The sequence below is a fragment of the Vibrio sp. B172a genome (assembly GCF_030248355.1).
Taxonomy (GTDB): domain Bacteria; phylum Pseudomonadota; class Gammaproteobacteria; order Enterobacterales; family Vibrionaceae; genus Vibrio; species Vibrio owensii.
On sequence record NZ_JAHGAC010000040.1, the window covers coordinates 1 to 13,048 of the forward strand.

Consider the following 13,048-nt stretch of genomic DNA (forward strand, 5'->3'; position numbering starts at 1 on the left):
TGGCTCTGGCTCTGGCTCTGCAGATGATAGTTCTTGAGCGAGCAAGTCAAGCTCTTCTTCTTGCTCAATAACTTCGACCTCTTCGCCAAGCAAAGCACTGAAGTAATCATCGAGTGCTTGTTCACTGGAAAGTACGTCGTTATTGCTCATCGAACGCTAACCTCTCCAAGTAAATCAACAGTTGCTTGTAAGCAAACACGCCACGACTGCCAGAAGCAAAATGCGAAGCTGGCAGATGCTTTAAGCTCGCATCACGGAATTTGGTGTCAATTGGAACCGCTGAAGTCCAAACCTGATTCGGGTAGTCTTTTTTAAGCTGAGTCAGTGTCTGCAACGAAGCTTTCGTGCGCTTATCGTACATAGTCGGAACGATAGTCACTTTGAAGCCACCCGGACGAGACTTTTGCATGATGGTCAGAGTGCGAATCATTCGCTCCAAACCTTTCATCGCAAGGAATTCAGTTTGAACCGGAATCAAGATGCGGTCACTGGCTGCTAATGCGTTAACCATCATCACACCAAGAATCGGCGGACAGTCAATCAACACATAATCGTAGTCTTGCGCAACCGCTTGTAACGCACGCTTCAAGATCAAACCCATCCCGCTGCGGTTGCCCATTACGCGATCTAGCGTAGCAAGCGACATGTGCGCAGGAATGATGTCCATACCTTCAAGATCCGTTTCTAAGATCAACGGCTTTACCGTCTCACGTGAAAACGTCTTCAGCTGAAAAAGATCGAACAAGCTTGTTGTTACGGCATCCGGATCATAACCAAGATAAGTCGTCAGCGACGCGTGCGGATCGGTATCCACCATCAACACTCGGTGACCTTTTTGGCTCAATAGACCAGCTAATGTCACGGTTGATGTGGTTTTACCTACTCCACCTTTTTGGTTTGCTACACTCCAAACGATCATGATCTTTCCTACGCTAAGCCCACTTCCACCAGCATGCGCTCTGCAATGCGTTCAAGTGGTAAATCTTCAGTAGAGATGCCCGCTTTCGCAACCGCTTGTGGCATGCCATAAACGACGCAACTTTCTTCGTCTTGAGCCCAAATGGTAGAACCGGCTGATTTCAGCATACGTGCACCTTCACGACCATCAGCGCCCATGCCTGTCAGTACCATCGACAACACTTTGTCGCCGTAGACTTTTGCAGCAGAGCCGAAGGTTACATCAACACACGGTTTGTAGTTCATGCGATCGCCGCCATCGATAATACGAAGGCGAGCAGCACCAGCACGACCGTCAACCATCATCTGTTTGCCGCCTGGGGCAAGATAAGCCACACCGGCTTGCAATACATCACCATCTTGCGCTTCTTTCACTTGGATTTTGCATAGCGTATTTAGACGACTTGCAAATGCCGCTGTGAATGTCGCTGGCATGTGCTGGATAAGCACGATTGGATGCGGATAGTTAACTGGCAAACGAGTCAGAATTTTTTGTAGCGCAACAGGGCCGCCAGTCGACGTACCAATCGCTGTTAGCTGATACTTCTTACCTGATGCGCGGAATTTCGCTGCCATCGGACGGCTTGGCGCAGATGCAGTCGGCGCAGCAGTGCGAGAAGCCAAAGGACGCGCTGTCGAATTGGTCGCTGCAGTCGCAGGTCGTGCAATTGGACGACGCATAAACGCGCGCTTAGACGCAATTTGAATCACTCGTTGTTGAAGCAGTGACACCGCTTCATCACGGTTGCGAGCAATGTCTTCGAACTTTTTCGGTAAGAAATCCAACGCACCCGCATCTAGTGCGTCAAGCGTTGCTTTCGCCCCATCGTGAGTCAGGGATGAAAACATCAGGATTGGCGTAGGAGACGCAGCCATGATTTCACGAACGGCAGTGATACCGTCCATGACTGGCATTTCAATATCCATCGTGATGACGTCAGGCTTGAGAGTTTTGGCTTTCTCAACCGCTTCTCTGCCGTTAACCGCAACGTCAATCACTTCTAGGCGCGATTCTGAGTTGATGATTTCGCTAACGCGACGACGGAAAAAACTCGAATCATCAACGACTAGTACTTTAATCGCCATTTTATTCCTTTTATCGACTCCAGCTTCGCTTAGATGCGCGAAGCTGCAGCGTATTGCTTAAGTAGGTCTGGCACATCAAGAATCAATGCGATGTGACCATCACTGGTGATCGTCGCACCTGCCATACCTGGCGTGCCTTGCAATAGGTTATCTAGCGGCTTGATCACCACTTCTTCTTGGCCGATCAATGTATCCACTACAAAACCAACACGTTGGCTGCCGATCTGTACGATAACAACATGACCGTGGCCTGTGCGCTCTTGTACACGTGGAGACTTAGAAGCCAACCAATTTTGTAGGTAGAACAGTGGGATAGACTTATCACGTACGATAATTGTCAACTGCCCATCCACCACGTTAGTGCGGCTTAGATCTAGGTGGAAGATCTCGTTAACCGACGCCAGTGGCAGAGCAAACGGATGACCGCCTACCCCAACCATCAGTGTTGGGAGGATCGCCAGTGTTAGTGGAACTTTGATGGTGATCTTAGTGCCCTTGCCTAGCTCAGAGTCGATATCGATAGAACCGTTTAGGGTGTTGATCGCGGTTTTAACCACGTCCATACCTACACCACGACCAGAGATATCAGAAATCTTCTCTTTACTCGAGAAGCCTGGTGCAAAGATCAGGTTGAAGCACTCTTTATCTGACAGGCGTGCTGCCGCATCTTCGTCCATCATGCCGCGTTTTACCGCGATGCCACGAAGTTTGTTCGGATCCATACCGCCGCCATCGTCGACGATAGCCAGTTCGATATGATCACCTTCTTGTGATGCAGACAGGATCACTTTACCAGTACGAGATTTACCTGCTTTCGCGCGGTCGTCTGGCATTTCGATACCGTGGTCAACCGAGTTGCGCACCAAGTGGATCAATGGATCCGCAAGCGCCTCTACTAGGTTTTTATCTAGGTCGGTTTCTTCACCGCGCATTTCAAGCACGATGTCTTTATTTAGGTTACGCGCCAAATCGCGAACAACGCGTGGGAAACGGCCAAATACTTTCTTGATTGGCTGCATACGCGTTTTCATCACTGCACCTTGAAGGTCTGCAGTCACGACGTCTAGGTTTGCTACCGCTTTCGACATTTCTTCGTCGTTGCTGTTCAAACCAAGGCTTAGTAGACGGTTACGTACCAATACAAGCTCACCAACCATGTTCATGATGGTGTCTAGTGTCGAAGTATCAACACGTACAGTTGCTTCTGCTTGTGGCTTCTTAACCGCTGGCGCTTTCGCTTCTTCTTTTACCGCAACCGGTTTTGCTTCTGGCTTAGGAGCTGGAGCAGGTGCAGGAGAAGGCGCAGCCGCTACTGGAGCAGGTTGAGGCGCTGGAGCTGGTTCTGCTTTTGGCGCTTCTGGTGCCACGTTTGCCGATGCAGGTTTAGTTGCAAAGTCTAACTCTTCAAGAGTCGGTCCTTTACCAGCACCGTGTAGTTCATCAAGTAACTTCTCAAACTCTTCATCCGTCATTAAGTCGCTGTCGTTTGAGAATGAAGATGCCGCCGGCGCAACCGGCTCTGGTGCTTTTGGTGGTTCTACTGGAGCAACATCTGATGCTGATGGGCTTTTGCCTACACCGTGTAGCTCGTCCAATAGACGTTCAAATTCATCATCAGTAATGTCGCCGCTATCTGCCGCAGGCGCACTTGCTTGAACAGGCGCAGCTGGAGTTACTGGCGCTGACACAGACGCACCCGGAGCAGTACCTTTACCGTGCAGCTCGTCCAATAGCTTTTCAAATTCGTCTTGAGTGATTTCGTCAACAGAGCCAACGCTTGAAGATGCAGGAGCAGACTCAACTGGCGCAGCAGGTTGTTCGATGACTGGCTCAGGAATCACAGGTTCTGGTGTTACGACTGGCGCTTCAACAGCAGCGACCACTTCGTCTTCAGACTCTGGTTTGCATAGGCGGTGAAGCTCTTCTAGCAACGCAGGATCCGCCGCATCTAGTGGCTCACGATCTTGAACCGCTTGGAATTGATGGTTAACCGTATCAAGCGCTTTCAGCATGGTGTCCATTAGGCTTGGCGTCACTGAACGTTGGCCGTTTCGCAACACGTCGAACACGTTCTCAGCACCGTGACAGGTATCAACCAGTTCTGCCAATGATAGGAAACCAGCACCACCTTTCACCGTGTGGAAACCGCGGAAAATCGCGTTTAGGAGATCTTTGTCTTCTGGATTATTTTCCAGTTCAACTAACTGCTCAGACAGCAGCTCAAGGATTTCCCCAGCCTCAATTAGAAAGTCCTGAAGAATATCTTCGTCTAAATCGTAGCTCATACGTTACCTTTAAAATCCAAGACTGGACAACAAGTCGTCGACTTCGTCCTGCGACGAGACCGCATCTTCCCTTTGCTCAGGGTTAAGAATTGGGCCTTCTGCTTCGCTTGATTGTTTAATCTTTTTATCTGACGGTTCTGGCAAAACTTGAGTCTGTTCTTCTGGTTTATTGCCAGAAAAGACGGTCAAGATCTCAACCAGGCGATCTTCCACTTCATTGACAAGCGTGATCACGCGGCGAATGATTTGACCCGTTAAGTCTTGGAAGTCTTGTGCCATAAGAATTTCGGTCAGCTGACCGCGCAATTCAGTGCTATCACCTTCGACTTGAACTAACAGCTCGTCGATACGATGGCAAAGCGCTTTGAAATCGCTTAATTCAATGCGTCCGTGCATGAGTTCGTTCCATTGAGGACGAACTTGTTGAAGGCACTCATGCAGGTTATCGGCGATAGGCAAGCAGCACTCAACCGCATCCATCGTCTTATTTGCTGCTAACTCAGTTTTATCAATCACATATTGCAGACGGTCTCTTGCATCAGGGATTTCCGCCCTGGCAATTTCTGTCATGCGTTGATCGATGTTGAAGTGCTTAAGTGAATCATGAAGGTCGCGGGTTAATGTTCCGATTTCTTTTAGCATCGGATTCCCATCGCTTTCATATATCGAGGCAACAAGCGCATTAGCTTGGTCCTGTTCCCCGCTTTCTAGCATCTGAACGAGCGACTTCGCCTGCTCTAGTGAGATCATCCTGAATAGACCCTTTTTTACGTTTAGTTCTTTCTTTTCGCTTTTTTAGCGTCAAACGAGCCACCCTTTAGTATTAGGTATTAGGAGTGATGACTCGATTAACAAAGAGAAAGAGAGAGTTATAAACGTTCGAAAATTTTATCTAATTTTTCTTTTAGTGTTGCAGCAGTAAACGGCTTAACGATGTAACCGTTAACGCCTGCTTGAGCTGCTTCGATGATCTGCTCACGCTTTGCTTCAGCTGTGATCATTAGAACAGGTAGGTGCTTAAGTTCAGCATCCGCACGGATGTGTTTAAGCAGGTCGATGCCTTGCATACCTGGCATGTTCCAGTCAGTTACAACAAAGTCGAAGTCACCTTTTTTCAGCATAGGTAATGCAGTTAAACCATCGTCCGCTTCTTGAGTGTTATTGAAACCCAAGTCACGAAGCAGGTTTTTAACAATACGGCGCATTGTTGAGAAATCATCAACAATAAGGATCTTCATGTTTTTATTCAAAATTGCCTCCACTGAATCGTAAAATCAGTGTGTTTAGTCATTTTGTGTCCACGCACTGAGCTTGGTGCGTAAACGTTGCATCGATTGACTCAGTATTTGACTTACGCGAGATTCGCTTACGCCCAACACATCGCCAATCTCTTTCAAATTGAGTTCTTCGTCATAATAAAGCGAAAGTACTAGCGCTTCACGCTCTGGAAGCTGTTTTATTGATTCAACCAGTGCTTTTTTGAACGATTCATCAGCAACGCCCTTAAATGGGTTGCTGTCATCGGTTTCATCAGCCGGTGAAATCACATCATCAGAGACGCCTAAATCTTCAATTCCCACCAGTTTTGAACAGTTTATGTCGGTAAGCGCACTATGATATTGGTCTAGTGTCATGCCGAGATGTGCTGCTACTTCTGAGTCCGATGGATCACGATTTAGTACACCTTCCAGCTCTGCGATCGCTTGGTTAATTTCGCGGTTGTTCTTATGAACAGAACGAGGTACCCAGTCGCCTTTGCGAATGTCATCTAACATTGCACCGCGAATTCGGATACCTGCATAAGTTTCAAAGCTCGCACCTTTAGAACCATCATAATTCTGCTGAGCTTCGATAAGGCCGATCATGCCGGCCTGAATTAAATCTTCTACCTGAACACTCGGCGGTAAACGGCCTAACAGGTGATGAGCAATACGCTTAACCAACACCGAGTAACGTTCAATGAACGCCTGCTGGCTATTAAATTTGCCATGTTGGTCATAGGTAATCGCTTTATTCACCAAAAGGGTCCTCTGCCAATTCAGTACGATTTAGCAACCTTTCAACGAAAAATTCTAGGTGTCCACTTGGTGTCTTAGGCAGTGGCCACGTCAGTGCTTTGTTCGCTAATGAGCTGATCGCTAAAGCCGCAGGAGAGCGAGGGAAGGCATCCACAACGATCTTCTGTCTTTTCACGGCTTGACGTACTTTGTCATCCAATGGAATACATGCTACGAGTTCGAGGCTGACATTCAAGAAGCGCTCTGTGACTAGAGTCAACTTTGCGAATAATTCTCTGCCTTCACGGTAGCTTCTGACCATATTTGCAACAACTTTGAAGCGCTGAACCTGGTGTTCTTTACTCAACAGCTTGATTAATGCGTAGGCATCGGTGATTGAAGTTGGCTCATCGCAAACCACAACCACAACATCTTGAGCTGCACGTGAAAAGCTAATTACCATGTCAGAAATGCCCGCTGCTGTATCAATCAGCAGTACGTCCATTTCTTCTTCAAGACTACCAAATGCACGGATGAGTCCAGCATGTTGAGCGTGAGACAGCTCGGTCATGCTTTGTGTGCCAGAAGTTGCAGGGACTATCTTTATACCATAAGGGCCTTCAACAATCGCATCTTTTAGCTCACATTCACCCGCAAGGACATGCCCTAGGTTACGTTTTGAACGGATTCCGAGCATAACGTCCACATTCGCCAGACCTAAGTCTGCGTCGAGAACCATCACCTTTTTGCCTTGGCGCGCCATACAGATCGCCAGACCCAGTGTTACGTTTGATTTACCCACACCACCTTTACCGCCAGTAACAGCAATTACCTTAGTCAATGATGGTTGTGTTAAGCGACGGAGGCCGCTTGCTTGATCGTGTATCATATTCTCAGTCATAGTAGTCCGCCGCCCTAGAGTCCTTCGCTGTCACTGTTCCAAAAGTGAGGTTCGTTCTCTGTCGACTTCTCTAACAGTTCATTTGCTTTCGCAATCATGTATTTTGGTTGTGCTATCACAATGTCTTCTGGTACGCGTTGACCATTGGCAATATAAGCCACTGGCATCGCGTTCTGAATCACCACGCTGATGAATTCGCCAAGACTTAATGATTCATCAAGCTTAGTCAAAATACAGCCCGACAGCGGAATGCGTCGGAAATGATCCAGTGTTTCTTGTAGAACACGACGTTGTGCGGTAGCTGGCAAAACAAGGTAGCTGTGAATCACTTCACCGCTCTCTTGCATCAGGGTATCGAGCTGCTCAGAGAGTCTTACGTCTCGCTGCCCCATCCCTGCCGTATCGACCAAAATCAGTCTTCTGTTTCTTAGCTGATATATAACATCGGCTAACTCGTTAGAATCTTTAGCAACTCTTACAGGACAACCCATAATTCTTCCGTAAATTGAGAGCTGCTCATGTGCACCTATGCGATATGTATCTGTTGTCACAAGGGCGACATTGTCGGCACCAAACTCCATTGCCGCACGCGCTGCAAGCTTTGCAACCGTGGTGGTTTTACCAACACCTGTCGGCCCAAGTAGTGCAACCACACCACCACGCTTTAAGATGTCTTGTTTTGGAATGCTAATTTGATCCGCCACGAGAGAAAGCAGTGCCTTCCACGCTCGCGCCGGCTTAGTGTCTTCTGGAATGTAGCAAGCCATTTGATCTGCCAACTCCGGTGAAACGCCCATTCGCTCTAGACGCTTAATCAGCATCGCGCGCAATGGTTCACGGCGTTCTACCTCTTGCCACATCAAACCGGAAACTTGGTGCTCCAACAAACGACGAATTGATGTCATCTCTTCGCGCATGTTCTCTAATTCACTACTAGACTCTTCTCGCTCATCCGACGGACGACGACGGTCATAGCGTGTTGGATCTAACTTAGGTGTTGGGCGCTCAAATCGGTTGTCTTGTGTTATCAACTTCGCCAGTGGCGAATCGGGTTGATATGGCGCTGGCTTTTCTTGGTTATAGCTTTCACGATGCTTGTTTTGGCGCTGCAGTAATGCCGACAAAGAATCTTCGTTCTCTGCCACATGGTCATCTGATTCAGCAGCACCATTGCTGTATTGCTTGAGCATGTTCGCGAAACGTTGCGTCATTGAGCCTGATTTTTCATTGTTCGCGTTTAGGCTAATTCTGTCTTCATCCAAACGGCGATCTTGATAACGCTCTGCTGCAGATGACGGCAATTGACGTTGTTCGCTATAACGATTTGGTTGAGCTGCGCCACGGTTAGGAAGAGAGTGCGCCTGTGAAGTCGGAGCTGCATTGGACTCGCCGTCGATTGCCGCTACGATCTCTACACCGCCTGCCACTTTCTTGTTCGACATGATCACCGCTTCTGCACCAAGCTCTTCTTTCACTTGGAGCAGCGCTGTTCGCATGTCTTTGGCAAAAAATCGTTTAATTTTCAAACTATAAATCCATTAATGATGCGCAGGCTTAGTTGCCCACGGCTTGCACAATTCTGATCTGCTTTTCGTCCGGTATTTCTTGGTAAGACAGTACACGGAGGTTCGGTATTGTGTTCTTAACGAACTTCGCTAATGTGGAACGCAATACGCCAGATGTCAGCAGAACCGCAGGCTCGCCTTTCAGTTCTTGCTCTTGTGTCGCTTGGCTCAGAGAGGACTGAAGTCGCTCAGCTAATCCCGGTTCAATACCAGCGGATTCGCCGCCTGATGCCTGCATGGTTTGATGCAAGATTTGTTCCAGCTCAGGAATGAGTGTTATCACTGGTAGTTCAGGCTCTATACCATTGATTTCCTGAACAATTAGACGTTTCAAACTGATGCGAACTGCGGCAGTCAAAATGTCAGGTTCTTGACTCTTACTCGAGTACTCCGCCAAGGTTTGCACGATGGTTCGAATATCGCGAATTGGGATAGCTTCGTTAAGCAGGTTCTGCAGCACTTTCACCACCACACCAAGTTGCAACTGATCAGGAACAAAGTTCTCCACCAATTTAGGCGCACTACGGCCGAGCATTTCCAATAGGTTCTGTACTTCTTCATGACCAATCAGTTGTGACGCGTTGTTGGTCAGCAGTTGGCTCAAATGGGTAGCTAGTACCGTGGATGAGTCCACTACGGTATAGCCTAATGCTTGGGCATGTTCACGCTGCTCTTCACGAATCCAAACCGCTTCTAGACCGAATGCCGGATCCATAGTTGGCTCGCCTTCAATCATGCCGTAAACCTGACCTGGGTTAATTGCCAGTTCTTGATCTGGACGAATCTCGGCCTCACCAACTGCAACACCCATTAAGGTGATGCGGTAGCTGTTTGGCGTCAGTTCTAGGTTGTCACGGATATGAACCGCAGGAATAAGGAAACCAAAGTCTTGAGAAAGCTTTTTACGCACCCCTTTGACACGCTCCAGCAGTTCACCACCTTGGTCACGATCCACCAACGGGATCAAGCGATAGCCTACTTCTAGACCGATGATATCGACGGGTTGTACGTCATCCCATGACAACTCACGTTGAGAAATCGGTTCACTGCCATCTTCCGCTTTGGCTGGTAAGGCGGGTTCTTTGGCTTTTTGTTTTTGCTTCTTGTCGAGCCAGTAAGCTGCACCACCAGCAATAACCGCTAATGATAAGAACGAGAAATGAGGCATCCCCGGCACGATACCCATAACACCAAGAATCGCGGCGGTGATCATGAGGGCTTTCGGGTTGTCGAACATCTGGAAAATCAGCTGTTCGCCCATGTCTTCATCAGTATTTTGACGCGTTACCATCATCGCAGCCGCGATAGAAAGTAATAGCGATGGAATTTGTGCCACCAAGCCGTCACCGATGGTCAGCAAGGTGTAGATTTGCATGGCTTCAGAGAAGCCCAAACCGTATTGCGCCATACCAATCGATAGACCACCGATGATGTTGATAAACAGGATCAAAATACCCGCAATCGCATCACCTTTTACGAATTTAGACGCACCGTCCATTGAACCGTAGAAGTCGGCTTCTTTGGTCACTTCAAAACGGCGTAAACGCGCTTGGTCTTGGTCAATCAAACCAGCGTTCAAGTCTGCATCGATCGCCATCTGTTTACCCGGCAAGGCATCCAAGGTGAAGCGAGCACTTACCTCAGAAATACGACCCGCACCTTTGGTTACAACCATGAAGTTAATGATCATCAAGATAAGGAAAACCACCAGACCGACGGCGTAGTTACCACCGATAACAACGTTACCGAAGGCTTCGATTACGTTACCGGCCGCATTGCCCCCTTCGTGACCGTACAGAAGTACCACACGGGTTGAAGCAACGTTCAACGCCAAACGTAATAACGTCGCGATAAGCAGTACCGTAGGGAACGCCGCAAAGTCGAGTGGACGACGTGTGTAAACGGTCACTAACAACACCACCATGGCTAAGGCGATGTTAAAGGTGAAGAATAAATCCAGCAGGAATGCAGGTATAGGTAACACCACCATTGCAAGGGTGGCCAATACCATAACAGGCGCACCAATGGCAGGCATGGAACGCTGTGGAATTTTGGGTAATTTATCTGCAAATGGCAGGCTTAACTTCATACTGCGAGGTGTCTCAATCGGTCTGGAGCATCACGTAACAGAGGCATGCAAGTACACACATGTAACTAGTATTACGCGACAGCTTTCGCCTAAAAGTTTAGGTATTGTTGTTGATTAGCGCGATTTAAGCAATGTGTGTACCATGATTAACGCCAAAATAATGACTAGTTGCTCAAAGAAATCACAATCCTTTGATCTAATGTGAATTTTTGTCTAATCACACCATGCAATTATTTTCACTAGTGACGATGTTCAGGTGGGATTGGTAGGTCGTAGTCCTGAATTTTCGGTCGTTGACCGCCACGTTTACGATACTGCTTAAGTTGGAAAACGAACGCCAGAACTTGCGCTACAGCGGTAAACAAGCCGTCTGGAATTTCCTGCTCCAACTCTGTGGTGTGGTAGAGCGCACGCGCCAATGGCGGAGCAGGTACGATGGTAATGTCGTGTTCGCGCGCTACTTCCCGGATCTTCATCGCCATATGGTCGGTACCTTTGGCGATCACCACAGGCGCACGGTCGGTTTTCTGCTTATAGCGCAACGCGACAGAGAAGTGCTCCGGGTTGGTAATGATAACGTCGGCCTGCGGCACATCGGCCATCATTCGACGTTGCGCCGCTTCACGTTGCAACATACGAATACGACCTTTCACTTCAGGCTTACCTTCGGTCTCTTTGTATTCGTCTTTGATCTCTTGTTTGGTCATTTTAAGCTGATCAGCGTGTTGCCAAATCTGGAACGGTATATCAATCGCCACAACAATGAGCAAAGAACAACTGATCAGCAGGATGAAGTTGAGCAAGATATCCAAAGCGTGAAAGATATTTTGCGGATACACATCCATGCTTAGCTGAATCAAGTCCGCTTGCGACGCTTGAATCAGGTAGATTGCCATCCCTGTTACCAGCGCAACTTTTAAAATCGATTTGATCAGCTCGACCCAACTCTGCATGCCCACCATGCGTTTTAGACCACTGAGCGGGTTCATCTTGGAAAGCTTCGGCATTGCCGCTTCAGCAGAAAAACTAATACCACCAACACCCGCAGCACCAATCATGGCGGCAACAAACAAGGTGATGAGGATAAGGAACAGTGGGAACAGCAGATCCGTCATCGCACCAAACGCAATGTCGAATAACTTAGCGGTATCGAAGATTTCATCGCGTTTGAGATCAAACAAACGACTCATGATCGAAAACAGCGAGCGCGCCAAAGACTCGCCAAACCACATTAAGGCGATAGCCCCCACAATCAGCACTGATGCCGATGCGAGCTCTTTAGACCGAGCAACCTGCCCCTTCTCTCTGGCTTGTTGTAACCGTCGGGGCGTGGCTTCTTCGGTGCGTTCCTGACCGTCTGACTCTGCCAATCCAGCCTCCTAGCAATCCAAGCGAATGAGGTTACAAATCTGCTCCTCACCCACTGCCCAGAACAATTCATAATGACTGTACAAACCAGCCAGAATGTACCAACAAAGTAACAAGCCCACCATCAAGGCAAACGCAAAACCAAGTGAGAAGATATTCAGCTGTGGTGCGGCACGTGTCATTACACCGAATGACAAGTTAATCGTGAGCAGCGCGATAATGCCCGACAACGACATACTCAATGCCGTCTTAAACATGATGCCAAGCCAGCTCGCCATTTCACGGAAATCGACCGCATTGAGCGAGCCAGACCCAATCGGCAAGGTTTTGAAACTGAACACCACCAATTGCAGCATTTTTAAATGCCCATCGGTAGCGAGGAAGAACATGGTCGCCAAGAACATAAATAGCTGACCAAGCAAAGGGGTATTTTGGCCGTTAGCAGGGTCGACCATAGAGGCAAAACCCAAGCTCGATTGCATACCTAGGATCTGACCTAAAAGTACAAAGGTCTGGATCATAAACTGGGTCACCATGCCCATCGCAACACCAATAATAATTTGCTCGGCAATGGTCATAAAACCACGAAAAGAGAGCAGCTCAATATCTTGAGGCACCGCAGGAATCGCAGGGGCAACCGCAAAGGTAATAGCTAAACCGAGGTAGAGACGAATTCGAGGCGAGACAAAGCGTGCCCCGGTTACCGTCATCACCATCAACATGGCAGAAATACGGGTATAGGGCCAAAAGTAGTTTGCGATCCAGTCGAGGACGATATGGGTCGGATACTCCATACGCGC

11 protein-coding genes and 1 pseudogene are annotated in these 13,048 nt (G+C 48.3%); all 12 read right to left on the bottom strand.

All coding sequences use genetic code 11. From position 1 onward, the window contains the following. Positions 1 to 150: pseudogene (locus tag KIT90_RS26745) on the bottom strand (chemotaxis protein CheW); the annotation flags it as partial. Beyond that, positions 140 to 919: a ParA family protein gene (locus KIT90_RS26750; RefSeq protein ID WP_005438728.1), complete on the bottom strand. Its 780-nt coding sequence runs from the start codon at positions 917 to 919 to the stop codon at positions 140 to 142. The gene KIT90_RS26750 and the pseudogene KIT90_RS26745, both read right to left, overlap by 11 nt. A gap of 8 nt (positions 920 to 927) precedes the next feature. Then, positions 928 to 2,043 carry a chemotaxis response regulator protein-glutamate methylesterase gene (locus KIT90_RS26755; RefSeq protein ID WP_285379611.1) on the bottom strand — a complete coding sequence of 372 codons (1,116 nt, stop codon included), beginning with the start codon at positions 2,041 to 2,043 and terminating at the stop codon, positions 928 to 930. A 29-nt stretch (positions 2,044 to 2,072) separates the two neighbouring features. Further along, positions 2,073 to 4,328 (bottom strand): chemotaxis protein CheA, encoded by a 2,256-nt coding sequence (locus tag KIT90_RS26760; protein ID WP_285379613.1) that lies wholly within the window; start codon positions 4,326 to 4,328, stop codon positions 2,073 to 2,075. Between the two features lie 9 nt (positions 4,329 to 4,337). Further along, positions 4,338 to 5,078: a protein phosphatase CheZ gene (locus KIT90_RS26765; RefSeq protein WP_005433162.1), complete on the bottom strand. Its 741-nt coding sequence runs from the start codon at positions 5,076 to 5,078 to the stop codon at positions 4,338 to 4,340. A 119-nt stretch (positions 5,079 to 5,197) separates the two neighbouring features. Further along, positions 5,198 to 5,566 (bottom strand): chemotaxis response regulator CheY, encoded by a 369-nt coding sequence (gene cheY / locus KIT90_RS26770; protein ID WP_017635949.1) that lies wholly within the window; start codon positions 5,564 to 5,566, stop codon positions 5,198 to 5,200. Between the two features lie 45 nt (positions 5,567 to 5,611). Beyond that, complete coding sequence (locus KIT90_RS26775; protein ID WP_005438709.1) at positions 5,612 to 6,346, bottom strand: RNA polymerase sigma factor FliA; 735 nt, start codon at positions 6,344 to 6,346, stop codon at positions 5,612 to 5,614. Then, positions 6,339 to 7,226: a MinD/ParA family protein gene (locus KIT90_RS26780; RefSeq protein ID WP_005438708.1), complete on the bottom strand. Its 888-nt coding sequence runs from the start codon at positions 7,224 to 7,226 to the stop codon at positions 6,339 to 6,341. The genes KIT90_RS26775 and KIT90_RS26780 overlap by 8 nt, the downstream gene beginning before the upstream one ends. A 14-nt stretch (positions 7,227 to 7,240) precedes the next feature. Beyond that, entirely contained in the window at positions 7,241 to 8,752 is a 1,512-nt protein-coding gene (gene flhF / locus KIT90_RS26785; RefSeq protein ID WP_285379615.1) for a flagellar biosynthesis protein FlhF, read from the bottom strand. 28 nt (positions 8,753 to 8,780) lie between these two features. Continuing rightward, on the bottom strand, positions 8,781 to 10,880 hold the full coding sequence (flhA, locus tag KIT90_RS26790; protein WP_005438706.1) for a flagellar biosynthesis protein FlhA: 2,100 nt from the start codon (positions 10,878 to 10,880) through the stop codon (positions 8,781 to 8,783). 239 nt (positions 10,881 to 11,119) lie between these two features. Further along, on the bottom strand, positions 11,120 to 12,250 hold the full coding sequence (gene flhB, locus KIT90_RS26795) for a flagellar biosynthesis protein FlhB (protein ID WP_038896138.1): 1,131 nt from the start codon (positions 12,248 to 12,250) through the stop codon (positions 11,120 to 11,122). Positions 12,251 to 12,259: 9 nt separating this feature from the next. Beyond that, positions 12,260 to 13,042, bottom strand: coding sequence for a flagellar biosynthetic protein FliR (gene fliR, locus KIT90_RS26800; protein ID WP_005438703.1), 783 nt, complete (start codon positions 13,040 to 13,042; stop codon positions 12,260 to 12,262). Positions 13,043 to 13,048: the final 6 nt, after the last annotated feature.